The sequence below is a fragment of the Nocardia sp. NPDC020380 genome (genome assembly GCF_044386975.1).
GTDB lineage: Bacteria > Actinomycetota > Actinomycetes > Mycobacteriales > Mycobacteriaceae > Nocardia.
Genome location: NZ_JBIRVQ010000017.1, coordinates 1 through 26126, shown reverse-complemented (window position 1 = coordinate 26126; position 26126 = coordinate 1). Strand labels below are relative to the sequence as shown.

24 protein-coding genes and 4 pseudogenes are annotated in these 26126 nt (G+C 68.0%); 10 read left to right on the top strand and 18 right to left on the bottom strand.

From position 1 onward, the window contains the following. Positions 1-32 precede the first annotated feature (32 nt). The 3 genes from ACH438_RS37535 to ACH438_RS37525 all read left to right on the top strand — a co-directional run bounded on the left by ACH438_RS37535 (position 33) and on the right by ACH438_RS37525 (position 2187). Positions 33-725 carry a response regulator transcription factor gene (locus tag ACH438_RS37535; RefSeq protein ID WP_397014334.1) on the top strand — a complete coding sequence of 231 codons (693 nt, stop codon included), beginning with the start codon at positions 33-35 and terminating at the stop codon, positions 723-725. Continuing rightward, positions 722-1951, top strand: a complete 1230-nt coding sequence (locus ACH438_RS37530; RefSeq protein ID WP_397014332.1) for an ATP-binding protein — start codon at positions 722-724, stop codon at positions 1949-1951. Before ACH438_RS37535 ends, ACH438_RS37530 begins: the two co-directional genes overlap by 4 nt. Positions 1952-2016: 65 nt before the next feature. Then, the gene (locus ACH438_RS37525) at positions 2017-2187 is read left to right on the top strand and encodes a sigma factor-like helix-turn-helix DNA-binding protein (protein WP_397014330.1); all 171 of its coding nucleotides are present in this window, start codon (positions 2017-2019) and stop codon (positions 2185-2187) included. 111 nt (positions 2188-2298) lie between these two features. Here the strand turns inward: ACH438_RS37525 and lpdA are convergent, their stop codons facing one another. The 3 genes from lpdA to ACH438_RS37510 form a co-directional block, all read right to left on the bottom strand. Next, positions 2299-3702 carry a dihydrolipoyl dehydrogenase gene (gene lpdA / locus ACH438_RS37520; RefSeq protein WP_397014328.1) on the bottom strand — a complete coding sequence of 468 codons (1404 nt, stop codon included), beginning with the start codon at positions 3700-3702 and terminating at the stop codon, positions 2299-2301. Positions 3703-3907: 205 nt separating this feature from the next. Next, positions 3908-4213 carry a nuclear transport factor 2 family protein gene (locus tag ACH438_RS37515; RefSeq protein WP_397014326.1) on the bottom strand — a complete coding sequence of 102 codons (306 nt, stop codon included), beginning with the start codon at positions 4211-4213 and terminating at the stop codon, positions 3908-3910. A gap of 25 nt (positions 4214-4238) precedes the next feature. Beyond that, complete coding sequence (locus ACH438_RS37510; RefSeq protein ID WP_397014324.1) at positions 4239-5243, bottom strand: dipeptidase; 1005 nt, start codon at positions 5241-5243, stop codon at positions 4239-4241. Positions 5244-5337: 94 nt separating this feature from the next. Between ACH438_RS37510 and ACH438_RS37505 the strand changes: the two genes are divergently transcribed. From ACH438_RS37505 to aspA, 3 genes and pseudogenes are all read left to right on the top strand, one after another. Beyond that, complete coding sequence (locus ACH438_RS37505) at positions 5338-7383, top strand: prolyl oligopeptidase family protein (protein WP_397014322.1); 2046 nt, start codon at positions 5338-5340, stop codon at positions 7381-7383. Between the two features lie 10 nt (positions 7384-7393). Next, positions 7394-7735 (top strand): annotated as a pseudogene (locus ACH438_RS37500) (cyclic nucleotide-binding domain-containing protein); the annotation flags it as partial. A gap of 120 nt (positions 7736-7855) precedes the next feature. Further along, positions 7856-9262, top strand: a complete 1407-nt coding sequence (aspA, locus tag ACH438_RS37495) for an aspartate ammonia-lyase (RefSeq protein ID WP_397014676.1) — start codon at positions 7856-7858, stop codon at positions 9260-9262. A 24-nt stretch (positions 9263-9286) separates the two neighbouring features. Here the strand turns inward: aspA and ACH438_RS37490 are convergent, their stop codons facing one another. From ACH438_RS37490 to ACH438_RS37480, 3 genes are all read right to left on the bottom strand, one after another. Next, complete coding sequence (locus ACH438_RS37490) at positions 9287-10147, bottom strand: alpha/beta fold hydrolase (RefSeq protein WP_397014320.1); 861 nt, start codon at positions 10145-10147, stop codon at positions 9287-9289. A gap of 112 nt (positions 10148-10259) precedes the next feature. After that, positions 10260-10892 (bottom strand): TetR/AcrR family transcriptional regulator, encoded by a 633-nt coding sequence (locus ACH438_RS37485; protein ID WP_397014318.1) that lies wholly within the window; start codon positions 10890-10892, stop codon positions 10260-10262. 739 nt (positions 10893-11631) lie between these two features. Further along, complete coding sequence (locus ACH438_RS37480) at positions 11632-13032, bottom strand: DHA2 family efflux MFS transporter permease subunit (protein WP_397014316.1); 1401 nt, start codon at positions 13030-13032, stop codon at positions 11632-11634. Between the two features lie 105 nt (positions 13033-13137). Here ACH438_RS37480 and ACH438_RS37475 point away from each other — a divergent pair. Then, positions 13138-14106: pseudogene (locus tag ACH438_RS37475) on the top strand (sigma-70 family RNA polymerase sigma factor); the annotation flags it as partial. A 7-nt stretch (positions 14107-14113) separates the two neighbouring features. On the opposite strand, the gene ACH438_RS37470 reads toward ACH438_RS37475, so the two are convergent. The 6 genes and pseudogenes from ACH438_RS37470 to ACH438_RS37445 form a co-directional block, all read right to left on the bottom strand. After that, positions 14114-14383, bottom strand: coding sequence for a hypothetical protein (locus tag ACH438_RS37470; RefSeq protein WP_397014709.1), 270 nt, complete (start codon positions 14381-14383; stop codon positions 14114-14116). A gap of 32 nt (positions 14384-14415) precedes the next feature. Continuing rightward, a pseudogene (locus ACH438_RS37465) lies at positions 14416-14715 on the bottom strand (LLM class flavin-dependent oxidoreductase); the annotation flags it as partial. Positions 14716-14890: 175 nt separating this feature from the next. Continuing rightward, positions 14891-15649: an ABC transporter ATP-binding protein gene (locus tag ACH438_RS37460; RefSeq protein WP_397014314.1), complete on the bottom strand. Its 759-nt coding sequence runs from the start codon at positions 15647-15649 to the stop codon at positions 14891-14893. Next, positions 15642-16511, bottom strand: a complete 870-nt coding sequence (locus ACH438_RS37455; RefSeq protein ID WP_397014312.1) for an ABC transporter ATP-binding protein — start codon at positions 16509-16511, stop codon at positions 15642-15644. The genes ACH438_RS37460 and ACH438_RS37455 overlap by 8 nt, the downstream gene beginning before the upstream one ends. Next, the gene (locus ACH438_RS37450; RefSeq protein WP_397014310.1) at positions 16492-16632 is read right to left on the bottom strand and encodes a hypothetical protein; all 141 of its coding nucleotides are present in this window, start codon (positions 16630-16632) and stop codon (positions 16492-16494) included. The genes ACH438_RS37455 and ACH438_RS37450 overlap by 20 nt, the downstream gene beginning before the upstream one ends. Next, positions 16626-18587, bottom strand: a complete 1962-nt coding sequence (locus ACH438_RS37445) for an ABC transporter substrate-binding protein (RefSeq protein ID WP_397014308.1) — start codon at positions 18585-18587, stop codon at positions 16626-16628. Before ACH438_RS37445 ends, ACH438_RS37450 begins: the two co-directional genes overlap by 7 nt. Before the next feature lie 176 nt (positions 18588-18763). Here ACH438_RS37445 and ACH438_RS37440 point away from each other — a divergent pair, with 176 nt between their 5' ends. Together ACH438_RS37440 and ACH438_RS37435 are read left to right on the top strand one after the other, a co-directional pair. Further along, positions 18764-19402: an HAD family hydrolase gene (locus ACH438_RS37440; RefSeq protein ID WP_397014306.1), complete on the top strand. Its 639-nt coding sequence runs from the start codon at positions 18764-18766 to the stop codon at positions 19400-19402. Between the two features lie 56 nt (positions 19403-19458). Continuing rightward, positions 19459-19752 (top strand): annotated as a pseudogene (locus ACH438_RS37435) (GNAT family N-acetyltransferase); the annotation flags it as partial. Positions 19753-19757: 5 nt separating this feature from the next. Here the strand turns inward: ACH438_RS37435 and ACH438_RS37430 are convergent. The 5 genes from ACH438_RS37430 to ACH438_RS37410 all read right to left on the bottom strand — a co-directional run bounded on the left by ACH438_RS37430 (position 19758) and on the right by ACH438_RS37410 (position 24397). Then, on the bottom strand, positions 19758-20210 hold the full coding sequence (locus tag ACH438_RS37430; RefSeq protein WP_397014304.1) for a MarR family winged helix-turn-helix transcriptional regulator: 453 nt from the start codon (positions 20208-20210) through the stop codon (positions 19758-19760). Continuing rightward, on the bottom strand, positions 20203-20628 hold the full coding sequence (locus ACH438_RS37425; protein ID WP_397014302.1) for an SRPBCC family protein: 426 nt from the start codon (positions 20626-20628) through the stop codon (positions 20203-20205). The genes ACH438_RS37430 and ACH438_RS37425 overlap by 8 nt, the downstream gene beginning before the upstream one ends. A gap of 155 nt (positions 20629-20783) precedes the next feature. Further along, positions 20784-22802, bottom strand: a complete 2019-nt coding sequence (fusA, locus tag ACH438_RS37420) for an elongation factor G (protein WP_397014300.1) — start codon at positions 22800-22802, stop codon at positions 20784-20786. Positions 22803-23082: 280 nt separating this feature from the next. Next, positions 23083-24045: an NAD(P)H-dependent flavin oxidoreductase gene (locus ACH438_RS37415; RefSeq protein ID WP_397014298.1), complete on the bottom strand. Its 963-nt coding sequence runs from the start codon at positions 24043-24045 to the stop codon at positions 23083-23085. Between the two features lie 13 nt (positions 24046-24058). Further along, on the bottom strand, positions 24059-24397 hold the full coding sequence (locus tag ACH438_RS37410; RefSeq protein ID WP_397014296.1) for a DUF2568 domain-containing protein: 339 nt from the start codon (positions 24395-24397) through the stop codon (positions 24059-24061). A 200-nt stretch (positions 24398-24597) separates the two neighbouring features. Between ACH438_RS37410 and ACH438_RS37405 the strand changes: the two genes are divergently transcribed. Then, positions 24598-25299, top strand: a complete 702-nt coding sequence (locus tag ACH438_RS37405) for a hypothetical protein (protein ID WP_397014294.1) — start codon at positions 24598-24600, stop codon at positions 25297-25299. Here the strand turns inward: ACH438_RS37405 and ACH438_RS37400 are convergent. Further along, a complete protein-coding gene (locus tag ACH438_RS37400; RefSeq protein WP_397014292.1) occupies positions 25285-25959 on the bottom strand; it encodes a rhomboid-like protein in 675 nt (224 codons plus the stop codon). The genes ACH438_RS37405 and ACH438_RS37400 overlap by 15 nt on opposite strands. Positions 25960-26126 lie beyond the last annotated feature (167 nt).

Genomic DNA, 26126 nt, shown 5'->3' with positions numbered 1-26126 from the left:
GAACCAGCTCGCCGGCGAAATGAGGGCCCTGTATGGCGAACAATGTCGTGCTCGTCGTCGACGACGACGCGCGGGTCCTGACCTCGGTGGCCCGCGGCTTGCGGCTGTCCGGATTCACGGTCGACACCGCGACGGACGGGGCTTCCGCCTTGCAGCGCATCGCGGTGAATCCGCCCGCGGCCGTGGTGCTGGACCTCAATATGCCCGGGCTGGACGGGGTGCAGGTGGTGACCGCGTTGCGGTCGCTGGGCAATGATGTGCCGATCTGCGTGCTCAGTGCGCGGTCCGAGGTCAACGACCGGATCGGGGCGCTCACCGCGGGCGCGGATGACTACCTCACCAAGCCGTTCGCGCTCGGCGAGCTGGTGGCGCGATTGCACGCGCTGCTGCGGCGGGCCGGGGCCACGGTGGCGGGCGATCCGGCGGAGACCACGGTCGGGGAGCTGACCGTGCACACCGGGTCGCGGCGCGCCTATGCCAACGGGGTGCTGCTCGATCTCACCAAACGCGAATTCGATCTGCTGGCGGCCCTCGCCGCGGCGCCCGGGCAGGTGTTCTCACGCGCCGAATTGCTCACCGACGTATGGGGATACACCTTCGAGACGCAGACCAAGGTGGTCGACGTGTTCGTCTCCTACCTGCGCGCCAAGATCGAGGCGACCGGCTGCCCGCGGGTGCTGCACACCGTGCGCGGCGTGGGCTACGTGCTACGGACCGAACCGTGAGCCGGCCCATCTCGCTGCGCACCCGGGTCGCGGTGGCCTGCGCGGCGGTCACCATCCTGGTGGTCGGGGTGATCTCGACGGTGTTCCTGTCCGTGGTGCACACCGATACCGCCCGCCAGCTCGACACCGTGGTGCGGTCACTGCACGTGTCCTCGTCGGACGGAAAGGAACAGCCCGCGCCGACCGGCCCGCAGCGCACGGTCCTGCTGGAGGACGGCGCCGGTTACGTGTGGGAGCTGCCGGCCGCGGGCAAGGAGGTCACCGTCACCACCTCCATCCCGAAATCGACTGTGGAGCAGATGATCACGCAGCGCACCCAGCGCGTACTGGCGGTCGCGGTGGTGTCCACCCTGCTGGCCGCCTGGCTGGGCTGGTTCGTGGCCCGCCGCGCGGTGCTGCCGCTGCGCGAGCTGACCGATGCCACCCGCGATGTGGAATCCGCACTGCACCTGCATGTTTCACCGCAGTACGCCACCACGGAAACCAATGAACTGGCCACCGCCATGAACGAGATGCTGGACCATATCGCGGAGGAACGCCGCCACACGGCCGACGCCCTGGCCGCCGCCCGCGACTTCGCCGCCACCTCCGCCCACGAACTGCGCACCCCGCTGACCTCCATGCGGATGGATCTGGAAGTGCTGCAATCCATGCGGCTCCCCGAGGCGGAGCGCGCCGAGATCATCGGCGAGATCCTCAATGCCCAGCGCGCCGTGGAGTCCACCCTGTTCGCGCTGGAGCGGCTGGCGCAGGGCTCGCTGAGCACCGAATCCGATTGGGCCGAGGTCGATCTCGACGAGCTGATCGATCAGGTCGGCCACGATGCCCGCCGCACCCATCCGGACGTCACCGTCACCTCACTGGTCACCGCGCCGATTCATCTGCGCGGCTTGGAGGCCGGTATCCGCCTCATCCTGGAGAACGCGGTCACCAACTCGGTGCGGCACGGCGCGGCCACCCGCATCGAGATCGACGCCCGCCCGCTCCCGGGCGACCACCTCGTTCTCACCGTGGACGACAACGGCACCGGCGTGCCGCTCGCCGACCGCGAGCGCGTCTTCACCCGCTTCACCCGCGGCGCCACCGAGGCCCCCGGCAGTGGTCTGGGCCTGGCCCTGGTGGCCCAGCAGGCGCGGATCCATCACGGCAGCGTCCGTTTCACCGACAGCCCGCTGGGCGGCGCCCGCCTCGAAGTCACGCTGGCGCGTTCTCTATCCATTCCCTAGCAATCGGCTATCCGAACCTGAACACCCCCGCTCCTAGGCTGGAAGCAGATCCAGAAGGAGCCGTCATGAAGGTTTTCGCCAGTCCCGCCCAGCAGGCCGTGCTGTACCTGCGACTCGGGCTGGGCTGGAGCGTGGAACGCACCGCCGAAGAGATCGGCGCGAGCCCGGAGCAGGTCCGCCTGCTGCAGCACCGGGCGCTGCAAAGTCTTCGCGAGCAGCTCCCTACTGCCTCGTGAAGATCGGACCGCAACGTCGGGGGAGGTCCGGCGCCGTGCCCGCACGGTGAAGATACGAAAAGGCCCGGTGTCAGCGAAAAACGCTGACACCGGGCCTTTTTCGTTCTCAACTCAGAAGTTGATCATGTGGCCCGCGAGGCCGTGGATGGCCTCCTGCAACGCCTCCGACAGGGTCGGGTGGGTGTGCACGTTGCGGGCCAGTTCGTTGACCGTGAGGTCCCACTTCTGGGCCAGGGTCAGTTCCGGCAGCAGCTCGGAGACGTCGGGGCCGATGAGGTGCCCGCCGATGAGTTCCCCGTACTTGTTGTCGGAGATCAGCTTCACGAAGCCGGTCGGGTCGCCGAGCCCGTGCGCCTTGCCGTTGGCGGTGAACGGGAAGGTCGCGACCTTCACGTCGTAGCCCTCGGCGCGCGCCTGCTCCTCGGTGAGACCGAAGGAGGCGACCTGCGGCTGGCAGAAGGTGGCCCGCGGCATCATGCGGTAGTCGCCGAGCGCGAGGGTCTCGGCGCCGGCGATGGTCTCGGCCGCCACCACGCCCTGCGCCTCGGCGACGTGCGCGAGCTGCAGCTTGGCGGTGACGTCACCGATGGAGTAGATGTGCGGCACATTGGTGCGCATGTAGTCGTCGATGGCGATGGCGCCGCGGTCGGTCAGCTGCACGCCGGTGTTCTCCAGGCCGTAGCCCTCCACGCGCGGCGCGAAACCGACGGCCTGCAGCACCTTGTCGACGGTGACGGTCTCGACGGCCCCGGACTTGTTGTCCTTGATGGCGACGGTGACCTTGGATCCGTCGTCGTCGATGGACTGGACGGCGGCACCGGTGGTGATGGTGATGCCGAGCTTCTTGTACGCCTTGGTGATCTCCTTGGAGACGTCGGCGTCCTCGTTCGGCAGTGCGCGGTCGAGGAATTCGACGATGCGGACGTCCACGCCGTAGTTCTTGAGGACGTAGCCGAACTCCATGCCGATGGCGCCCGCACCCACGATGAGAATCGAGCCCGGCAGGTCACGGGTGAGGATCTGCTCCTCGTAGGTGACCACGTTGGCGGACAGCGAGGTGCCCGGCAGCAGCTTGGTGACGGTGCCGGTCGCGATGATCACGTTGTCGAACGTGATGGTCTCGGTGCCGCCCTTGGACAGCTCGACGGACAGCGTGTTGGCGTCCGTGAACGTGCCCTTGCCGTCGAACTCGTCGATCTTGTTCTTCTTCATCAGGAAGTGGACGCCCTTGACGCGGCCGTCCGCGACCTTGCGGCTGCGGTCGAATGCCACACCGAAGTCGAAGGTCGCCTGCCCCGAGATCCCGAAGGTCTTGGCTTCCTTGGTGAAGATATGGGCCAGTTCCGCGTTACGCAGCAGTGCCTTGGAGGGGATGCAGCCCACGTTCAGGCACACGCCACCCCAGTATTTCTGCTCGACGATCGCTGTTCGCAGGCCGAGTTGAGCGGCACGGATCGCGGCGACGTAACCGCCGGGACCAGCGCCGAGAACGACGACATCGTAGTGGGAAGTCACGGCTTCGAGATTAGCCTGTCCCGCCTCCCCGAGCCTCTGCGCCCGGCTGAGAGCCGTAGCACGCTGGCAATCCCGCCTCCCCGAGCCTTCTGCGCCCGGCAAAGAGCCGCACCACGCCGGCATTGCGGACCAGCGGTTGGGCTCGACTCCAATTTTGGGGGTACCCCGGGAGTTACCCGGATCCTCACGAAATCAGTCGTCACCTTTAGGCCTGACCGGTTTCGAACCGACTGATGCGGCCGTCACCGACGGTGAAACGCCAGGCAGTCCGCATGGAGCCCCAGCGGTCGTTGGCGTAGTCGGCGACCAGAGCGGTCGGTCCGCTCACCGATTCGACCCGCATGCGGCCGTTGCTGCCGAAGATCTCGCTCTGCACCCACTCCTGCAGATCGCGATCGTTGCCGTCGTCGGACATGGTGGCGTCGTCGGTGAGCAGTTGGTAGAAGGTGGTGCGGTCGCCGGTGTTGACGGCGTCGACGAACTGCTGGACGGTCGGGTCGAGCTCGGGCATCGTGGTTCCCTCTCGATCGGCGGACTCAGTCTCTCCACACCTGCCGGGCCACTCGCGCGAAGTTGCCACCGAAGACGGCCTCGCGCTCCGTTTCCGAAAAGCCGCGGCGGGCGAGAACCGCGTCCAGACCGAGCAGGTCCTCCGGCGGTGTCCACTGCAATTGACCGTAGCGGGTGTATTCCTCGGAGTAGTTCTCGGGGTTGGCGGCCAGCATGTCGTTGAAGTCGTCGGCGTCGAAGGAGTAGTCGGAGCCGATGCCGATGTGGTCGATGCCGACGAGTTCCGCACCGTAGGCGATATGGTCGGCAATGGCCTCGACGCGCTGCGGATTCTCGTCGATCCCGTTGTGGCCCAGGAAGATTCCGACGCCGTTGATCCCGATCACGCCGCCCGTGGCGGCGCAGGCGCGCGCTTGATCGTCGGTGATATTGCGCGGGTGTTCCCACAGCGCACGGAAATTCGAGTGGCTGTAGATCATGGGTACGGCGGTGATCTCGGCGATGTCGAGCCCGGTGCGCACGGAACAGTGTGAGCCGTCGGCGAATACGCCGGTCTCGTTGAGTTTGCGGATCAGATCGCGCCCGTACCCGGTCAGCCCGGTGTCCTCGGTGTCGAGGCAGCCGCAGCCGGCGGCATTGGCGCGGTTGTAGGCAGGCAGCAGCGAACGCAGCCCGAGGTCGTGGAAGACCTCGACATTGTCGAGATCCCCTTCGAGCGGACCGGAGTCCTCCAGGTCGAAGGCGAGTGCGATGAGTTCCTCGTCGGCCGCTTCCGTGCCGGGTTCGGGCCAGGCGTCGGCGATGCTCTTCACCAGCCGGAATCGACCGTCCGCCAGGGCATCCCGGCGGAAGACGTCCAGCAGCTCGAGCACGTCGCGGGCGGACTGCGGCGTGAAGCCCACATTCACCGACAGATACGAGCCGAGCGGATACCGGCCGAGTTCACCGATGTCCGCGGTCGGCAGCAGCGGCAGGCAGCAGTGCTGTTCCCATAGTCGCGGCCGGGTGTTCCCCTCGGGCTGGTGCGGCACTCCCCGGACCTCCTGGTGCGGATGGGCATCGAAGCAGCAATCCTACCGACCGGGAGCGCTGACACCGTTTCCCCGGCCCGGTAAGAATGGGGACATGACCGGTGTCGGAGAGAGCGTGACGGATCCCTACCTGTGGCTCGAAGAAGTCACCAGTGACGCGGCCCTGGACTGGGCGCGGGAACACAATGAGGTGGCGATAGGGCGTTTCGCCGCCTCCGATCGCTTCCGCGACCTGGAATCCCGCATTCTCGCCATGCTGGACACCGACACCCGCATCGCCTACCCGGGCCGGCGCGGCAGCCGGCTGTACAACTTCTGGCGCGACGGCGCCCACCCGAAGGGCCTGTGGCGGCGCACCTCCTTCGCCGAGTACGCCAAGGACGACCCGGCCTGGGAAGTACTGATCGATCTGGACGAGCTGGCCGCCAGCGAGGACGAGAACTGGGTGTGGGGCGGTGCGAGCGTGCTGCGCCCGGAGCAGTCGCGGGCGCTGCTGAGCCTCTCGCGCGGCGGTTCGGACGCGAAGGTGGTGCGCGAATTCGATATCGAGTCGAAGACCTTCGTCGCCCCGGAGGACGGCGGTTTCTTCCTGCCGGAAGCCAAATCCGATATGCACTGGATCGATATCGACACCCTGTACGTGGGAACGGATTTCGGCCCGGGTTCGCTCACCGATTCCGGTTATCCGCGCATCACCAAGCGCTGGCGCCGCGGCACCCCGCTGACCGAGGCGGAGACGGTGTTCGAGGGCGAGACCACCGATGTGGCGGTGTCGGCCGCCTACGACCACACCCCCGGCTACGAACGGCATTTCGTGGGCCGCTCCACCGACTTCTTCAATTCGGAGGAGTATCTGCTCGCGGACGACGGCGCCCTGCGCCGCATCGAGACGCCCACCGACGCCTCGGTGTCGATCTACAAGGACTGGATGACGGTGCGCCTCAAGTCGCCGTGGGAGGTGAACGGCACCACCTATCCGGCGGGTGCGCTGCTCGGCGCGAATTTCGGCGAATTCATGTCGGGCGCAAGGGATTTCGATCTGCTCTTCACCCCCGACGCGCACACCGCGCTGCACGGCCGCGGCTGGACCGAGAACCACCTGCTGCTGGTGACCCTGGAAGACGTGCAGACCAAGCTGTACGTGCTGACGCCCGGCCCGGACGGCTGGACCCGCGAGCCGCTCGCCGATGCCCCGCCCATGGCGACCACCAGTGTCATGAATCTGGATCCGCTGGAGGGCGGCGACGAATTCATGCTCTCCACAAGCGGTTTCACCCGTCCGGCCACGCTCCTGACCGGCTCGGTGGGCGGTCCCACCGAGGTGCTGAAGACGGAGCCGGAGTTCTTCGACGCGGACGGCGTGGTGACCGAGCAGTTCTTCGCCGAGTCCGATGACGGCACCATGATCCCGTATTTCGTCATCCGGCACCGCGATCAGGTGGGCAAGCCGGGCCCGGCCATCATGTCCGGTTACGGCGGTTTCGAGGTGTCCCGCACGCCCGCCTACAGCGGCGCGTTCGGTATGGGCTGGCTGGAGCGCGGCGGCACCTGGGTGATGACGAATCTGCGCGGCGGCGGCGAGTACGGCCCGCAGTGGCACACGTCGGTGCTGAAGGCCAACCGGCACAAGGTGTACGAGGATTTCTCCTCGATCGCGAAGGATCTGGTGGCGCGCGGCATCACCACCCATGATCGGCTGGGCGCGGTGGGCGGCAGCAATGGCGGTCTGCTCATGGGCGTCATGCTGACCCGCTATCCGGAGTTGTTCGGCGCCATCGTGTGTCAGGTGCCGCTGCTGGACATGAAGCGCTATCACCTGCTGCTGGCGGGCGCGTCGTGGGTGGCCGAGTACGGCGATCCGGAGAAGCCGGAGGAGTGGGAGTTCCTCTCGAAGTATTCGCCGTACCAGAACACCCGCACCGACGTGAAGTACCCGCCGCTGCTGCTCACCACGTCCACCAAGGACGATCGGGTGCATCCGGGGCATGCCCGGAAGATGGCCGCGCTACTGGAGTCCGAGGGTCACCGCTACTGGTACTACGAGAACATCGAGGGTGGGCACGGCGGCGCCGCGGACAACAAGCAGTCGGCGTTCCAGGCGGCCCTGATCTACGAGTTCTTCACCGACATGCTCATGTAGGTTTGCGGTCGTGACCGCGCCTTTCGAGAGCCTGCTCGCGACCGCCGCGACCGCGACCGGTATCGATCCGGGGGACCTGCGGGTCCTCACGGCCGATGCCGAGCGCCGCGAATATCCGGCCGGCGCCACGCTGTTCCACGAGTCGACGCCGCATCAGTGGGTCGGCATCGTGGTGTCCGGTGAGGTCGAGCTGGTGGCCGGCCTGGCCGGGCAGCAGACGATGCTGGGCCGGATCGGCCCGGGCGGCCTGCTCTCGGAGATCTCGCTGCTGGACGCGGGCCCGCACACCTACACCGCGCGCACGCCGCAGGGCGCGGTGGTGCTGACGGTGCCGCTCGCCACCCTCGACGAGATGGCGAAGCGGCAGCCGGAGCGGTATTACCGCATCGTGGCCCGGGTCGCCGATCTGATCAGTCAGCGGCTGCGTTTCGTCTCCGGGCAGCTGGCCCAGCAGGTGGCGGCGCAGCGGGTGATGGGCGGCATTCGGCGCGAACACGATTCACTGGGTGAGCGGGAACTGCCCGATGTCGTCTATTACGGCGTGCAGACGCTGCGGGCCGTGGAGAACTTCCGGATCTCCGGCATCGAGCTGCACCGGTTCGATCATCTGGTGTGCGCGCTGGCCTATGTGAAAAAGGCGGCGGCGCTGGCCAATGCGGAGCTCGGCTCGATCGCGCAGCCCAAGGCCGATGCCATCACGGCGGCCTGCGACGAGATCCTGGCCGGTGCGCTGCGCTCGGATTTCGTGGTGGACATGGTGCAGGGCGGTGCGGGCACCTCGACCAATATGAACGCGAACGAGGTGATCGCCAACCGCGGTCTGGAACTCATGGGCCACCGCAAGGGCGAATACCATTTCCTGCACCCCAATGACGATGTGAACTGCTCGCAGTCGACCAATGACGTCTATCCCACCTCGGTGAAACTCGGTGTCCATCTCTCCTTGCAGGATGCCGCCGACGCCCTGGACGAACTGCGGACGGCTTTGCGCGACAAGGCGGCCGAATTCGCGGACGTGATCAAGATGGGCCGCACCCAGTTGCAGGACGCCGTGCCCATGACGCTGGGTCAGGAGTTCGGCGCGTACGCGGTCATGGTCGCGGAGGCGGTCCGGCATCTGCGTGGCGCGGCGGCGGATCTGCTGGCGATCAATATGGGCGGCACCGCCATCGGCACCGGTATCACCAGTCCGCCCGGTTATGCGGAGCTGGTCACCCGCAAACTCGGCGAGGTGACGGGGCTGGCCTTCTACGAGGCCGAGAATCTGGTGGAGGCGACCCAGGATTCCGGTGCGTTCGTGGCCATTTCGGCGACCATGAAGCGGGCGGCCGTCCAGTTGTCGAAGATCTGCAATGATCTGCGGCTGCTGTCCTCGGGTCCGCGGGCCGGGCTGGGCGAGATCAATCTGCCTGCCATGCAACCGGGTTCGTCTATCATGCCGGGCAAGGTGAATCCGGTGATCCCGGAGGTGGTGAGCCAGGTCTGCTTCCAGCTCATCGGCTACGACATGACGGTGACCATGGCGGCCGAGGCCAGTCAGCTGGAACTCAATATGGCCGAGCCGATCATGGCCTACGACCTGCTGCAGGGCCTGATGATGCTGCGCAATGCGGCGGTCACGCTGACCAGCCGCTGCGTCACCGGCATCACCGCCAATCGCGAGCACTGCCGGGATCTGGTCAACAACAGCATCGGCCTGGTCACCGCGCTGGTGCCGAAGCTGGGCTACGAGGAGGCGGCGGCCATCGCCAAGGAGGCGCTGCACACCGGCGGCAGCGTGTACGACCTTGTGCTGCAGCGTGGTTCGCTGACCCGCGCGGAACTGGACGATCTGCTCAGCCCGGAGAAGATGACCGCGCCGCGCTCACGCACGCTGTGAATCGTTGCCGAAAGGCTCTGCAGTTCAGCGGTCTCGCAGCCACTTTTCGACATAGTCGAGGGTGGATTCGGGCTCGCTGATCCAGCCGTTGTGCCCGAGGGACGCCGGATTGTGCCAGGTGGTGATGTCGGCATTGGGCAGCTTGGCGAGCAACTGCTTCGCCGAACTCTGCGGCGCGAGTTCGTCTCCCCGCAGGGTGATCGACAGCACCGGCAGTTTGAGCCGCGAGATCCGCTCCTCGTAATCGATATCCGCGCCGGCCGGCTGGAATTTCCCGCTGCGCGCCAGCCGCGCCCAGTCGGTGATGAGTACTTTGGACTGTCGTCCGAATCCGCCGGCGGTAATGGTGTCGCCCGGCCAGAATCCGGCGAGGTTGGCGGTCAACGAGATTGCCGCGCTGCCGAGCAGGAATCCGGGCGCGGCGAGTCCGCGATATCCGCGGTGATTCGGCGTCCCGGAGGCGATGAGTATCAACCCGCCCAGCCGCCCGCGGATCCGCGCGGCGTACATGACGCCCAATTGCCCGCCCATGCTGTGCCCGAGCAGATATGGCGTGCTGTCCGGAAACCGTTCCCGCACCACTTCGAACATGGCGGGGAAATCCACCGACACCAATTCCTGGTATCCGTAAGTGCTGCGGGAGCTCGGTTCGGGCTTACTGGCGCCGTTGCCTCGCAATTCGAGCAGCGCGACATCGAAGCCGCGCGCCGCCAAGGGATTCCCGAACAGGGAGTAGTACTCGCCCGGGACGCCGAGTCCCGGGACTATAACGATTACCGGTCTCGGCGTGTCGGCGGTGATCGGATGCCGATGTGCGCCTTTCGCCGGAATCAACCGCACCGGCACCGTCGTCCCGTCTGGCATCTGAATGGGCACAGTCTCCATTTGCCGAACGCTACCTGCCCGGAACCCCTTTCATAGAGCACGCCCGGGTGCGATCCGCACCCGGGCGTGAGTTGGCCGACAGGAAGGGGTTTTTCAGGTGATGACCGTGCCGTCAGGCGCTGACGGCGCCCATGATGACGCGGCGCAGGACACGGATGACGTCGTCGAGCGGCTGGCGCGGTTCGGAGCCGCTCCAGGCGTCGACCACGTAGTTGACCGCGCCGATGATGGCGAGCACGCGCATCTCGTAGTCGCCGGGCGGGATTTCGCCGTGCATGGCGGCATCCTCTGCGGCACTGGCGAGTAGGGCGCCCCAGGCGCGGCGCAGCTCCAGGCGGAACTTCTCCACCTTGGGCCCCGCACCGACGACTTCGACGAGTGCGACTCTCGCCTTGCGGGGATCCCGTCCGATCGACTCGATGTAGGCGCGTACCGCGGCGTCGATGATATCGATGGCGCTGGCGTCGGAGTGCTCGGCGATGGTGGCCGCCACGGCTTCCCGTGATTCGCGATCGATCGTCTCGTACAGCTCCAGCAGTAGCGATTCGCGGCCGGTGAACTCCTCGTAGAACTGTCGCGAGGAGAGCCCGGCGTCCTTGCAGATCGCCCCGACAGAGCTGTTGGCGTAGCCGTCTCGCGCGAACACCGTCAGCCCGGACTCCAGAAAACGCGCACGACGCTGCCGTTGCCGGTCTTCTACGGGCTGCCCGGCGTACATTCTTCCCGCGTTCGTTTCCTGTGACATTGCGCCAGACAATACCGAAGGGCCCGATCCCCTCGTCATGGATCGGGCCCTTCGTTTGCACCTTCGACATACCGCGCGATAGCCGAAAGTTGGCTCAGTGACTCGGGCCAACGCGGCGCACCCGGGGCGGCGGTAGTAGGCAGGGGAACCGCCCCGGGTTCGGCACGTGAATCCGGGGGAAGATTCGCGCACCGATGTCGCATTGACCCGAAAGTCACTGATCGTTTGCCGTTCAACACGATACAGAGCGGACGAACTGGACGGAATAGTTTTCAAGGATATTTTTAGAATTAATTGAACCCGTCTCCGGGGCGTCCGGCACACCACTCGCACACCCGGCGGGACCACCCATAGGCACACCGGAGTCGGCAGACATGCGAAGGGCCCGATCCCCTCGTCTCGGATCGGGCCCTTCGACTTCCCTCTCGGCTTCCGCGCAATAGCCGAAAGGTGGCACTCGCGTAGCTACTTCGCGGAAATGCTCGAGGAGCCCGTCGAGATGAGCTTCAGGATGGTCTGCACGAGCACATCCGAGAGGAGATTGGTCATGGCGGTACTCCGATCCGAGAGTTGGCCGGTATCTTCACTGGCCGTTTGCCACCCGGACGTTACCCAGCCGCCCGGCCCGCGTGGGCGATTTTCCAGGAAAAATCTAGAGAAATTTCGATAGCGCACTAGACAGGCCACGACCAGGGCATACGTCGCATCCCGGGCCCGATCGCCGCCCGAGCCGGGCGCGCTACTCGGCCACCACGCTCGGCACCCGATCCGATTGCCGGGAAACCGCCGCCCGGCGCCGCGTAACCGCCAGCCCCGCAACACCACCCAGCGCCGCGAGCGCCGCCGTGACCAGCATGGCCGCCCGGAACCCGGACGCCACCGCCGCCGCGGACGAATAGCCGCCGTGCGCCACGAAAACCGCTGACGCCACCGCGATTCCGAACGCCCCGCCGAGCTGCCGCATGGTGGAGTACACCCCGGACGCCGTCCCGATCGACCGCGGCTCCACGGAGTTCAGCACCGCGTTCTGCACCGCGGGCATGGCCGCCGAGATGCCGATCCCCGCCACCATCATGGGCGCCACCATGACCGCATAACCGGACCCGGAAACCGCTGCGATCCACGCGAACCCGATCGCCTCACCGGCCAGCCCGGCGACCACCAGCCGCCGCTCGCCGATCCGGTTCATCCGCGCGCCCGCCAGCGGCGCGACCACGAAAAGCGTTGCGGTCCATGGCAACATGCGCACGCCCGCGGCGAGCGGGCTCTCATGCAGCCCGGCCTGCAGATATTGCGCGAAGAAGAACGCCGCGCCGAATATCCCGGCCGTCATGGCGAATCCGGCCAGATTCGCCGCGCCGAAGACCCGGTCGGCGAACAGCCGCATGGGCAGCATGGGCGCCGGCGCGCGCAACTCCCAGCCGGCGAACACGGCCAGCAGCACCGCGCCGCCCGCGAGCGCGCCGACCACCTCGGCCGATCCCCAGCCGGAACCGTTGCCGCGCACCAGGCCCCAGATCAGCCCCAGGACGCCCAGTCCGGACAGCACCAGCCCGATCGGGTCCAGCGGCTGTGCCGGACCGCGGGTTTCGGCGATCCGCCGGTACACCAGCGGAATCAGCACCGCGCCGATGGGCACGTTCAGCCAGAAGATCCATTCCCAGGCCATGCCCTGCACCACCACGCCGCCGAGCACGGGCCCGCCGAGGATGGCCAGCCCGGTCACGCCGGCGAAGATGCCCATGGCCCGGCCCCGTTGTTCGGGCCCGAAGACGCCGCCGATCAGCGATAACGCGGCGGGCATGACCATGGCCGAGCCCACCCCCTGCACGGCCCGCGCGGCAATGAGCACCGCGATGTCCGGGGCCAGCGCACAGCCGGCCGAGGCCGCGGTGAACAAGCCCAGTCCGGCCAGCAGCAGGGTGCGGCGGCCGATGCGGTCGCCGACGGCTGCGGCGGTCAGCATCAGCATGGCGAAGGTGAGTGTGTAAGCGTTGACGGTCCATTCCAGATCGGCCATGGACGCGCCCAGATGCAGGCGAATCGTATTGAGCGCCGTGGTGACCACCAGTGCGTCGAGACCGACCATGAGTGATGCCACGGAGGTCAGCGCCAGTGTCCAGCGCTGTTCGGTATTCATTGCGAGCCGAACCTTCCGGTCGAGCGGTTCATTACTCAGGTACGTACTCACCAGACGCCCGGAACTCATCGCTCGACGCCGTACCCGCCGCGTGCTACCAAGGAAGACATGACTGTCACGGCCGATGTTTCGGCCGTCGCCGAAACCCATCGCAGCGAACTGCTCGCGTACTGCTACCGCATGACCGGTTCCCTGCACGATGCCGAGGACCTGGTGCAGGAGACGCTGCTGCGCGCCTGGCGGGCCGCCGATTCCTATGACCCGCAGCGGGCTTCGATCCGCACCTGGCTCTACCGGATCGCCACCAATGTGTGCCTGACCGCCTTGAAGAGCGCCGAACGCCGCGCGCTGCCCGCCGATCTGTCGCAGCCGAACCTGCACACCGTCGTCGACGGTCTCCCGAGCAGCCCGGAGCTGCCGTGGCTGGAACCGTTCCCGGACAGTCTGCTCGGCGGCGGCGATCCGGCCGCGGTGATCACCGCGCGGGAGAGCGTCCGGCTCGCCTTCATCGCCGCGCTGCAACATCTTTCACCGATGCAGCGGGCGGTGCTCATCCTGCGGGATGTGCTCGCCCTGCGCGCCGCCGAGGTCGCCGCGCTGCTCGGCACCTCCACCGCGGGGGTCAACAGCGCGCTGCAACGCGCCCGCGCCCAGCTCGCCGCGGCCGGGCCGTCCGACGGCCTGCCGGAACCCTCCGATGCCGATAAACAGGACCTGCTGAAACGCTATGTGTCCGCGTTCGAGCGCCTCGATATCGAGGCGCTGCGGCAATTACTGCGCGAGGACGCGCTGCTGCAGATGCCGCCGTTCGCCGCCTGGTTCCGCGGGCCCGATGCCATCGCGACCTTCCTGGCCTCGATCTTCGCGCGCGGCGGCCAATTCCGCATGCTGCCGACCGAGGCCAATGGCCGCGATGCGCTCGGCTCCTACCTGCGCCGCGACACCCCGGATTGGCGGGCGAACAATCTGCACGTCCTGACGTTGAGCGAGAACGGAATCGCCCGGATGGATCTGTTCCACCGGGCGGAGCTGTTCCCGTCCTTCGGACTGCCGCCCGCCCTCGAATCGGAGTGAGAACGAATTACTCCGCGGCGGCGGGGATCTCCGGCTCGCCGAGGGTCAGCATGAGCCGGTTGGCCCAGGAGAACGAGGCCGTCGACAACACCAGATCGTGCAATTCGGCGTCACTGAAACCGAGTTCCCGCAAACGCCGCACATGGGTGTCGTTCGCGCGCGGCGGATTGGCGGCGAGGGCATCCACGAAATCGATGATGGCATCCCATCTTTCGTCGAGCCGCACGCTATTGCCCTCGTCCAGCAGCCGCTGCACATCGTCGCCGCGTTTGGACAAGGCGGTGGTGAACCGTGAAGGCCACCGCTGAGCACATCCAGCACGGCCGCGTCCTCGGCGACCCGGATCGGATCCTCCAGCGCCAGCGTCACGATCGCCGTCCCCAGCCGAATCCGCGAACTCAGCGCCGCCGCGTGCGCGAGAAACACGAACGGCGACGGCAGCCCGCCCTCCTGCGCGTCGAGATGATGCTGCGCCACCCACGCGGTGTCGTACCCGAGCCGTTCGGCCAGCGCGATCTGCTCGAGCGCCTGCCGGTACACCGTCGCCGCGTCCTCCGACGCATCGGTGCGCACCAGCCGGGTGAAGAACCCCAGACGTTGCGGACTCATACCGTCTCCTTCCCATTCGAGCGTGGTCGCGGTGCGCCATTCGAGCGTGGTCGCAGTGCGGCGCCGAACGACCGCGAGCGGCCCTCGGGCCCGTGCGAACCCGGTCGCCGCGAGGCAGTGCCGGGGCGCGGTCGCCGCGCGGTCGCCCGGCCCGCCGTCCTCGCATCCGGCCCGCTCACGCGACCGCCTTTCCCAGGTAAGCGTCGCGCACGGCCGGATTGCCGGCCAGTTCCGCGGCGGCGCCGCGCAGCACGATCTCCCCGGTGCGCGGCACGTTCGCGGTGTGCGCGATGCTCAAGGCCAGCTCGGCCTGTTGTTCCACGATCAGGATGGCCAGTCCCAGTTCGCGGTTGAGCCGGGCGATCTCCTCGAGCACGCGGTCCACGAACAGCGGTGACAATCCCATGGTGGGCTCGTCCATGCAGATCAGGCGCGGTTTGCTCATCAGCGCCCGGGCGAAGGCCAGCATCTGCTGCTCGCCGCCGGACAAGGTGCCCGCGTGCTGCGCGCGCCGCTCGGCGAGCCGCGGGAAGTGCTCGAACAGCTCCGCGGCCCGTGCGGTCAGCACCGCCCGGCGTTCCTTGCGGATATAGCCGCCCACGAGGAGATTCTCCGCCACGGTCATGGCCGGGAACACCCGCCGGGCCTCCGGCACCGAGGCGAGCCCGGCCGCGATGCGCGCGGCGGGCGGCGTGCGGGTCACGTCCCGCCCGTCGATCCGCACCGTGCCCGAGGTGGGTGTGATCAACCCCAGCGCCGTCTTCATGGTGGTCGATTTGCCGGAGGCATTGCCGCCCAGCAGCGAGACGATCTCGCCCGGCCGGACCCGCAGCGACACTTCGTTCAGCGCCCGCGAGGCGCCGTAATGCACCACGACACGGTCGAATTCGAGTATGGGCTCGGCGTTTTCGTCGAACCCGGTGTGCTCAGGCATCGATGACCGCCTTGCCGGCCCGGCTGCGCCCCAGGTACGCCTCGATCACGCGCGGGTCCGAGAGCACCTCGTCCGCCGTGCCCTCGGCGATGACCCGACCCTCGTCGAGCACCAGTACCCGATCGGAGAGCTCGTGGATCAGTTCCATCTTGTGCTCGACCAGCAGGATCGTCTGCCCCTGCGCCTTCAGATCGGCCAGCTGCCTGCCGATTTCGGCGGTCTCGGCCTGATTCATCCCGGCCGCGGGTTCGTCGAGGAGCAGCAGTTGCGGCTCCGACGCCAGCGCACGGGCGATCTCGGTGCGCCTCCGATTCGCATAGGACAGCGTGTAGGTCGGCTGGTCCGCGCGCGGTGCGAGTCGCTCCTCGAACCGCGCCAGCTGGGCGTCGATCCGCGCCGCGGCGGACCGGCGTTCGGCCCGGGCCGCCGGTGTCGGCGCCAGCGCGACGACGACCTCGGCCAGCAGCGAAATCCACCGCAGCACCGGGATATCCGCGAGCCCGCGCAGCGGCCGCGAGGCGTGCAACGTGGTCTGCAGCCCCACATCCACGTTCTCGCGAACGGTCATGCCCCCGAACACCCGCCCGTTCTGGAAGGTCCGGGCGAGTCCCGCGGCCGCCGCGGCCTCCGGCCTGCCCGGCCGAAGTCGCTTGCCCCGCACCAGAATTTCTCCGGCATCGGGTTTCCGCACACCCGATATGAGATTCACGGTGGTGGACTTCCCGGACCCGTTCGGCCCGATGATCGAGACGAATTCCCCAGGGGCGATGGACAGATCGACACCGTCGACCGCCCGCACGCCGCCGAAGGAGCGCCGCAGTCCGGTGACCGTCAGCACCGCGTCATGCGTCGACCCGGACACGTTCCCTCCTCACCAGAATGCCCTGCGGCCGGAACCGCACGACCAGCAGTAGCACCAAGCCGTACAACACGATTCGCCACGAGGGCGCCAGCCGCAGCACCTCGGGCGCCCCGATCAGCACCACCGCGCCCCGTACGGCGAGGAGGTGCCGCCCAGCACCAGGATCGTCACCACCAGCAGCGACATCGGCAGATTGAACACGCTCGGATCGATGTACGAGTACTGGTGCGCCAGCAGCGCGCCACCGATCCCGGAGAAGAACGCCGCCAATGCGAAGGCCAGCGCCTTGTAATCGCGCACCGGCACGCCCGCGGATCGCGCCGCCACCTCGTCCGCGCCGATGGCCCGGATGGCGATGCCCAGCCGCGACCGCTGCACGCCCACGATCACCGCCAGCACAATGGCCAGCACCACCAGCTCCAACCGGAAAACCCTGGTATGCGTATCGAATTCGAAGCCGAACAGGCTCGGCGCGGGAATCCCGAAGATGCCGTAACTACCGTGCGTCACCGGTTCCCAATTGCGGATCAGCGCCACCGTCACGATGCCGATGCCCAGCGTGGCAATGGCGACATAGTGCCCGCCCAGCCGCCACAATGGCGCCGCCAGTATCGAAGACACCACGGCCGCAACGATTCCCGCCGCCACGATGGCGGGCAGGAACGCCCAGCCGTGATCCACCGTCAGCACCGCCGAGGTGTACGCGCCGATGGCGATCGGCCCCGCCTGCCCGATGGCCAGCTGCCCGGCCGATCCGGCCACCAGCGTCATGGAGACCGCGATGATCGCGTACGCCAGAATCTGCGTACCCACCGAGATCCCGTAATCGTCGGAGATCAGCGGCACCGCCACCCCGGCGAGCACCAGCGCGAGCAGCGCATGCCACCAGCGGATCGGCAGGTCCCGCCCCGCGCCCAGGAAGGTCCCGGTCATGGGCTCGGATTCGATGGCCGGCGGCCGCGCCAGCAGCCCGCCCGGCCGCAGCACCAGGAACACCACCAGCAGCCCGAAGGTGAGCAGGTCCCGGTAACCGTCCCCGAACCAGTAGATCCCGAACGCCTCCACCAGCCCGAGCACGAAACCGCCCAGCACCGCACCGGGAATCGACCCCAGTCCGCCGATGGTCGCCGCCACGAACCCGGTCATGCCCACGATGCTGCCGCTGGTGGGCGAGATATTGGAGTTGTAGAGCCCCACGAAGATGCCGGCCAGCCCGCCCAGCCCGGACGCGATGGCGAAGGCCAGCGACTGAATGCGGCCCACCCGGATGCCCATCTGCGCCGCGGCATCCGGATCCTGCGCGGTCGCGCGAATCGCCAGCCCGTAACGGCTGTACCGCAGGAACCCCCACAGTCCGGCCATCACCACCAGCGTGATCGCGAACATGACCACGTCCGAGGTGCCGAACCGCACCCCGCCCAGCCGGAAGTCGTTGGTGGACAGCACCTGCGGGAACGGCCGGGTGTCCGGGCCGAACACCAGCGCCACCACATTCTCGATGATCAATCCGACGGCGACCGTGGCCAGCAGCGCGGCAATGGCCGGGGCACTCCGCAAAGGCCGCACCGCGAACACGTCGATGGCCACCCCGACCAGCGCCGTCACCGCGATCACCACCACCAGCGCCAGCCACCACGGAAAACCGTGCTGCGCGATCAGCCACCAGCCCAGCACGGAACCGAACGCGAAGATCGAGCCGTGCGCGAAGTTGATGACATTGCTGACGCCGAAGATCGGCGACTTCTCCTCACCCGCCTCGCCCACGAACTTGGTGGCGATCGGCACCGTCTGCTTCGGATCCGATTGCGAATCCTCCCATTTCAGCGCGACCTTCTTGCCATTGATGCCGCCGGCCGCATTGATCTGCTCCAGCGCCAGGTCGAAACCCTGCTGCCAGAGCCGCCCGTACTCGGCCGACGGGCCCGTCTTCGGGCCCGAGACCCCGAAATACACGGTGTCCGAATCACTTCCGGAGGAACCGTCGCCACACGCCGCCACCAGCCCGGCCACCAAGGCCACCGATGCGGCGCCCACCACCGTCCGGAGCCCACGCGACCCCGCCCACCGCATACTCATCCGATTCCTCTGCTCTGGCCGGCTGCCACCACCGGACGCGAGTGGCGTCACGGTAGCCGCGCGAAAATCCGGCCGACACCCTTGAAATCACCCTGACCCCAAGGCGGCGCCGCAATGGCGAGGACCGCGACGAGGGCAGCGGCGTCCGAAGTCCCGGCGGACCGTAGGGTCAGGGGGTGGCCAACGATCTTTCGCCCGCGCGACCGGCCGGGTTCGTGGTGGGGTTCGACCTGGATATGACGCTCATCGACTCCCGGCCCGGCATCGCCGCGGTCTGGGACGCGGTGGCCGCGCAGACCGGAGTGCCGATCGACTCCGAACTGGCGGTGTCCCGGCTGGGCCCGCCGCTGGCCACCGAGGCCGCGGAGTGGTTCCCGGAAGATCAGGTCCCGGACATCGTGGCGCTCTACCGGTCGCTGTACCCCGGCCTCGCGATCGAACCGAGCCTGCACCTGCCGGGCGCGGCCGACGCGGTCGCGGCCGTGCACGCGGCCGGCGGCAAGGTCCTGGTCATCACGGCCAAGAACCAGCCGCAGGCGCAGCTGCACCTGGATTTCCTCGGCCTCGAGGTCGATGACCTGGTCGGCGGCGTGTGGGCCGAGGAGAAGGGCGAGGTGCTGCGCGCGCACGGCGCGTCCATCTACGTCGGCGATCATCTCGGCGATGTGCGCGGCGCCAAGTTCGCGGACGCGATCGCGGTGGGCGTGACCACCGGCCCCTACTCCGCCGCGGAACTCTCGGCGGCCGGCGCGGACGTCGTCCTCCCCGACCTCACGGCCTTCCCCGCCTGGCTCACAACTCACCTCGCCGGCTGACGCGCGGGAAATTCTGTCGCACGGCGGGTTTGCCCGAAGTTAGGCTCAGCGCCGCCGCCGGCATCCAGCGCTATGTCGCGATCCACGAAGGTCAGGTCGCGGGCGGCGCCAGTGTGCGGGTAGCGGACGGTATCGCCCAGCTCACCGGCGCGGCGACACTACCGGCGCACCGCCGCAACGGCATTCAGTCCGCCCTGCTCGCGGCCCGCCTCACCGAGGCCGCGGACGCCGGCTGCGATATCGCCGTCATCACCACGCAGCCGGGCTCGAAATCCATGCAGAACGCCCAGCGCAGCGGCTTCGACTTCCTCTACACGCGAGCCGTTCTCGTCAAGAACTTCCCCGCATAGCCTGCTCAGCCGGGGATCCGGTGGGCAGCAATCGGTTTCAGATGTTCGCGCAACAGCTCGGCGTCCGCCCCGAACATCTGCTGATCGGTGTCCACGGCGGTCTGCACGCCCTTGCTCACCAATTCCCGTCCGGCGGCACTGAGTTCGATGCGCAGCACCCGGGCGTCGCCGGCATCGGCGCGGCGGGCCAGCAGTCCGCGTTCCTCGAGCACGCGCAGCACCTTCGACGCCATCATCCGATCGGAGCCGGACATGTCGGCGACCTGCTGTTGTGTCGGCAGTTCCCCCTGCCGCGACAGCCATCCGGCCGAGGCGAGCAGGTTGAACTGGGTGGGCGTCAGCCCGAGCGGGCGCAGATTCCGTTCCAGCGTCGCCCGCCATTCCAGGGCGGCGTGATGCAGCCAGAACCCCGGGCTCATGAGCGGCCCCCGCGGGACCGCTCGCGGTTCGTCAGTCACGGCTCCGCGCCTCCTTCTCCAATGCCGCGAAGGTGCGCGGCATATCGCGTCGCATCCCCTTCTCCCAGATCAGTTTGAACAACGGTCCCATGGGCCCGTGCACCTCCACCCACTCGGCCACCCGAACCGTCCCGTCGCCCAGCGGCTCATAGGTCCGATGCCCGCGCAGTTTCCCGAACGGGATGCCCGCCTCACTGGTCCACGACTGCCCGGGCTCGACGGCGACGATGGTGAACGGCCCGGCCGGTGCGCCCTTCGGCTTCACCCAGCCCTCGGCCCCGGCCGCGAACTCGCCCTCAAAGCGGGACTCCTCCTCGTGCGGGTCCCATTCGGACCAGCGGGCCACATCGGTCGCCACCGCCCAGATCTTCGCCACATTGCCCGTGATCACGGCTTCTTCGGTGAACGAGTACATCATGACTGCCTGCCTTCTCCGCGCCCCTCATCGGAACTCTGTTGTTGCGACAACAGTAACCGTAGTCGCGACAACAAACAACCCAGAGAAACCGGGATAGCGAAAAGCGAATGACAATGGCCGGTTCGCATAAGCGAACCGGCCATCGCGCTACCGCATCACCACCGGACCGGGGCCGGCGCGTAACCGGCCGGGCGGGTGGTGAACGTGCCCCGCCCCTGCGTACGACCGCGCAGCCGCGTCGCGTAGCCGAACACCTCGGCGAGCGGGGCGGTCGCCGTCACCACCGACGACCCACCGCGGACCGCCGAATCGAGCACCCGGCCGCGGCGCGCGGCGAGATCACCGAGCACCACGCCGACCGCATCCTCCGGCACCGTGACCGTCAGTTCGACCAGCGGTTCCAGCAGGGTCATCGCCTCCGGGCGCAGCGCCGCCCGCAGCGCCAGCCGCCCGGCCGTGCGGAACGCCCGCTCGGACGAGTCCACCGGATGCGTCGCGCCATCGGTGAGCGTCACCCGCACCCCGAGCACCGGATGCCCGGCCAGCGGACCGTCCGCCAGCGCATCCCGGCAGCCGGCCTCGACCGCCCGCACATACTCGGGCGGCACCCGGCCACCGCCCACCGTCGAATGGAACTCGAAATCCCTTGCGGCATCGGTGGGTTCCACATCGATCACGACCTCCGCGAACTGCCCCGGCCCACCGGACTGCTTGGCGTGCCGGTACCGCAGCCCGCGCACGCCCCGCACCGGCATCTCCCGGTACGCCACCTGCGGCCGCCCGACCGTCACCGCGATCCCGCGATCCCGGCGGATCTTCTCCACCGCCACCTCGAGATGCAGCTCGCCCAGGCCGCCGAGCAGCGTCTGCCCGGAATCCGGATCGGTGCGCACGACCAGCGACGGATCCTCCTCCGCCAGCCGCACCAGCGCCGCCGAAAGCCGTTCCGCCTCAGCGCTGTTGCGCGCCTCGACCGCCACCGACAGCACCGGCTCCGCCGCGACGGGCGGTTCCAGCTGGATCGGCGTACCGGGCGCGCACAGGGTCGCACCCACCCGCGCCGCCTTCGGCCCGACCAGCGCGACGATATCGCCCGCCACCGCGGACTCCACCTCACGATGCCGGTCCGCCTGCACCCGCAGGATCCGCCCGACCCGCTCGACCCGGCCGGCCCCCGCGTCCAGTACCTGATCACCCTTGGCCAGGGTGCCTGAATACATGCGCACGAAGGTCAACCTGCCGGTTCCGGTGGCCTGCACCTTGAACACCAGGGCCACAAGCGATTCCGCCGGATCCGGCCGCAGCGTCCGCCCGGCCTCGATCGGCGGGCGATCCAGCGGCGAGGGCAGGTAGCCGACCACCGCATCGAGCAACGGCTCGACGCCGATATCGCGGTAGGCCGCGCCACACAGCACCGGCACGATCTCACCGGTCAGGGTAAGCTCGCGCAGCGCCGCGATGAGGGTCTCGTCGGAGACCGGTCCGAGGCAGAACTCCTCCAGCACGGTCGAATGTCGTTCCGCCACCTCCTCTTCCAGCGCGCGCCGGCGCTGCCGGGACGTCGCCAGCAATTCATCCGGAATCGGTTGTACGGCAACGCCACCCGCGGTCCAGGTCAGTGCCCGCATGCGGACCAGATCCACCACGCCGGTGAAGCCGCCCTCGCTGCCGATGGGCAGCTGTACCGCTACCGGCGCCGGATGCAGCCGTCTCTTGATGGAGTCAACAGCCTTGTCGAAATCGGCTCCGGCGCGGTCCATCTTGTTCACGAACGCGATGCGCGGCACGCCGTACCGATCGGCCCGCCGCCACACCGATTCGCTCTGCGGCTCGACACCCGCGACAGCGTCGAAAACAGCCACGGCGCCGTCGAGCACGCGCAGTGAGCGCTCCACCTCATCGGAGAAATCCACGTGCCCCGGAGTGTCGATCACCGTGAGCCGGTGCCCGTTCCACTCGCAGGCCACCGCGGCCGCGAAAATGGTGATCCCGCGCTCGCGCTCCTGCGCGTCGAAATCGGTGACGGTGGTGCCGTCGTGCACCTCGCCGTGTTTGTGAATCTCGCCAGCCAGGAACAGTATTCGCTCGGTGACGGTCGTCTTCCCGGCATCCACGTGCGCGAGGATGCCGATATTGCGCACGGCGGCGAGAGCTTGGGAAACAGTGGTACGCACAGTCTTCGGTCCTTCGATCCGAAACGAGACAAGACAGCGCGAATCACCGGACCGGAGCCGCATCGAGGCAGCCCCGAACCCGTTATGGCACAGGAAAGTCCGGTCTCAGTACCGGCCGCGCAGCCGGCACCGGGCCGGCGAGGACACCAGGATCACGTCATAACGCGAACGGGCAACCACAGCGCGCATCTCACGCATGACCGGCTCCCTTCCCCTGGTACGAATGGTGGCGAGCACCCCCAACGGCCTCGCCGTGAGTGAACGTAACAGCCGTAGCGCCTCAGGTCATCCGAATATTCCGCACTGCCCGTTCGGCTTCCGCGGCTATCGACCCCACCAGCGTCTCCGCCGACTCCACCCCGGAGATCAGGTCGAGGCCCTGCCCCGCCCAGATCGGCCCGGCCATCGGCGCCCCGCTCGCCAGTTCCGCACGATGGGCCGCCAGCGCCGCGGCATCGGACCGCAATTCGTCCTCCCGCCCGCGCCACGTCTCGAGGAACGAATTCCGTAGCGTCCGCGCGGGATACCGGGCCGGCCAATCCGATCCGCGCCCGATATCGAGCACCCGATTGCGCTCGGTATCCGCGCCACCGGCCTCCAGCAGCGCCTTCCCGATCTCCACCGAGACCAGCGCCTCCGGCGTCACCTGGAATCGCGTCCCCACCAAGGCCCCCGCCGCGCCCAAGGCCAGCGCGGCCGCCAGTCCCCGCCCATCGGCGATCCCACCCGCCGCCAGCACCGGCGTACCACCGGCGAGATCCACCACCGCCGGCACGAAAGACAGTGTGCCGATACCCCGCTGCACTCCGTGCCCGCCCGCATCGTTCCCCTGCGCGACGATCACATCCGCCCCCGCGTCGACCGCCCGCCGCGCCTCCTCCGAATCCCCCACCTGCAGAATCAAAATCGCGCCCGCCGCCCGCACCAGCTCCGCGAACGGCAGCGGATCACCGAACGACAGCAACACCGCCGCGGGCCGGAACTCCAGCACCCGCTGTACCACCGCCTTGTCCACCGCCCAGCTCCACAACCCGATACCCCACGGCCGCGCGGTGCCGGCCCGCACGATCCCTGCCTCCCGCTCCAGCCACTCCTGATCCCCGCGCGCCGAACCCAGCAGCCCCAGCCCGCCGCCCTCGCAGACGGCCGCGGCCAGCGCCCCACCGGCGGAACCGCCCATGGGCGCCAGCGCAATCGGATGCCGCAGGTCCATCAATTCCGTGAACGCAGTCACCAGAGCCATACCGGCCATCTTGCTACGTGAAATGAACCAGCAACATGTTCACGACGACGACCACCGGAAACGCCACCGCCACACGGGGATACCCGACCCGGAGGAACGCCATGGCCGCCGCGCCGTACACCGCGATCTCGGCGATCACCGCGAGCGCCACCACCTGGAAGGTCGCCGCCGGCGCCGCGAACAGTGCCCACAACACGGCCGCGGCCGCTACGGCTCCCGCTGCGCGCAGCACTTTCCCCATCCGGCTCCGGCCGCTGCGCATCCCCCACCAGGCGAGAGCGCCGTAGGCGACCAGTTCCAGCAGGAAGGCAAGCGTGAGGTTGGCATCGTGCCAGATCGTCGAGATCATCATCCACTCCGAGATCGGTGCTCTTTCTTGTGTTCAGTGTTCACCAGACAACCGCACCAAGTCAAGAGCACTGCTCTCCTAATTCATACGTATCCAGACGTACTCCGACTACCGCCCCGCGGCCGACGCCGCGATCCGTACCCGTGGCAAGACTGATTCAGTCAGGGCGACAAGACAATTCGGCTCGGAATCGAGGACCATTCATGACATTGACCGGCACCACGATCGACATCCGCTCCCGGCGCATCGCGGCAACAGCCGCAGTCGGCTACGTAGTCCTCTTTCTGCTCTCCCAAACCCTCCCCAGCGCCCTCGGCCAAAACAAGAACACCCACATCATCACCCCGTACTCCTCGGACGCGGACGTAACCCGCTACCTGTCGGCGGTGAACCACCACCTGCTCCCGATCGGCGCCTTCTGCCAAGCCCTGAGCGCCCTGGCCCTACTCGCCTTCGCCCCCTACGCGGCCGATTACATCCGCCGCTGCGTCCCCGGAACCGCACTCGCAGGACTGGCCCGAGCGAGCGGCACGACAGCCGCAGCGCTACTCCTGATATCGGCCTCCGCACAATGGGTACTGCTCCGCCCGAGCACCCTGACCGACCTGCGCGTCTACCGCGCAATATCGGACCTGGTCTTCGTCACCGGCGCCGGCCCTCAGGTCGCCACCACCGGCCTCCTCGTCGGCGCGGTCGCCGCCGCCGGCCTGCGCGCACGTTCACTTCCGAAGTGGCTCAACTGGTTCGGCCTCGCCATCGCGGCAGTATCGCTGGCCTCGATGCTCTCCCTGCTCTCCGAACCGGCAACCTATTGCATCCCGCTCGGCCGCTACATGGGCTTCGCCTGGTTCGCCGGCACCGCCGCGGCCCTGCTCCGGCACCGCCGGCTGTCATCCCAGCAGTAGCGAACCGCCCAGAATCACCGAGACGGCGAGCCAACCGCACTCCACTATCGACAGGGGACGCGGGGCCGACCGACGGCGAATCATGAAGAAGCCGAGGGACAATCCGATGAGGACGGACAGCAGGTGGCCGACATTCGTGAAGGTCTGGCCGACGAGCACACCGTCCACCGCCACCAGCGGCCAGAAGACGTACCAGAACCAGCGCAACCGCGGCGGCAACACCGCCACCAGCGCACCGATCAGAGCCATGGCGCCGTAGCTGATGCCGACATCCTCGGCATCGAAGATGCTGTCCGGCAACCATCCCGCACGGACACCCACCCAGAGGCCCACGGCCACAATCAGAGTCGCGCCGACGTGGCCGGCCAGAAAGATCCCCACCAGCCGCCGCCCGCCGAACCGCATCTCGGTCAGTGCGAGCAGGGCACCGAGGGCAGCAAGTATCAACCAGGCTTCCAGCCCGGTCCCGATGAAGAAGGCGCTCGACAACAGTGTGCCGATGTGACCGTGCAGCAGATTGTGCAGATTAGTGCTCGCCCGCAGCATCACCTGATCCACGGTCGGATCACTCAGGAAGGCCAGCACGGTCGTGGAGACGAGCAGCAGAAACGTGTAGCCGAGCGTTATCCGGAGCCGGCGTAGACCTACGGAGTCGGTCACGGAATCCACAAATTGATCAACTGTCCGAACCGAAGGGAATGTTCCCGAGAAACCGCGAAGGCCCCCAGCATCAGCTGGGGGCCTTCGGGAAGGATGTTCCGGCGGTGTCCTACTCTCCCACACCCTGTCGAGTGCAGTACCATCGGCGCAGGTGGCCTTAGCTTCCG

Coding starts and splice junctions, on each gene's coding strand:
- ACH438_RS37535 (WP_397014334.1), top strand. CDS start 33: ATGGCGAACAATGTCGTGCTCGTCGTCGACGACGACGCGCGGGTCCTG.
- ACH438_RS37525 (WP_397014330.1), top strand. CDS start 2,017: ATGAAGGTTTTCGCCAGTCCCGCCCAGCAGGCCGTGCTGTACCTGCGA.
- ACH438_RS37515 (WP_397014326.1), bottom strand. CDS start 4,213: ATGCCCGAGCTCGACCCGACCGTCCAGCAGTTCGTCGACGCCGTCAAC.
- ACH438_RS37505 (WP_397014322.1), top strand. CDS start 5,338: ATGACCGGTGTCGGAGAGAGCGTGACGGATCCCTACCTGTGGCTCGAA.
- aspA (WP_397014676.1), top strand. CDS start 7,856: ATGGGCGGCATTCGGCGCGAACACGATTCACTGGGTGAGCGGGAACTG.
- ACH438_RS37490 (WP_397014320.1), bottom strand. CDS start 10,147: ATGGAGACTGTGCCCATTCAGATGCCAGACGGGACGACGGTGCCGGTG.
- ACH438_RS37485 (WP_397014318.1), bottom strand. CDS start 10,892: ATGTCACAGGAAACGAACGCGGGAAGAATGTACGCCGGGCAGCCCGTA.
- ACH438_RS37480 (WP_397014316.1), bottom strand. CDS start 13,032: ATGAATACCGAACAGCGCTGGACACTGGCGCTGACCTCCGTGGCATCA.
- ACH438_RS37460 (WP_397014314.1), bottom strand. CDS start 15,649: ATGCCTGAGCACACCGGGTTCGACGAAAACGCCGAGCCCATACTCGAA.
- ACH438_RS37445 (WP_397014308.1), bottom strand. CDS start 18,587: ATGAGTATGCGGTGGGCGGGGTCGCGTGGGCTCCGGACGGTGGTGGGC.
- ACH438_RS37425 (WP_397014302.1), bottom strand. CDS start 20,628: ATGATGTACTCGTTCACCGAAGAAGCCGTGATCACGGGCAATGTGGCG.
- ACH438_RS37415 (WP_397014298.1), bottom strand. CDS start 24,045: ATGGCTCTGGTGACTGCGTTCACGGAATTGATGGACCTGCGGCATCCG.
- ACH438_RS37410 (WP_397014296.1), bottom strand. CDS start 24,397: ATGATGATCTCGACGATCTGGCACGATGCCAACCTCACGCTTGCCTTC.
- ACH438_RS37405 (WP_397014294.1), top strand. CDS start 24,598: ATGACATTGACCGGCACCACGATCGACATCCGCTCCCGGCGCATCGCG.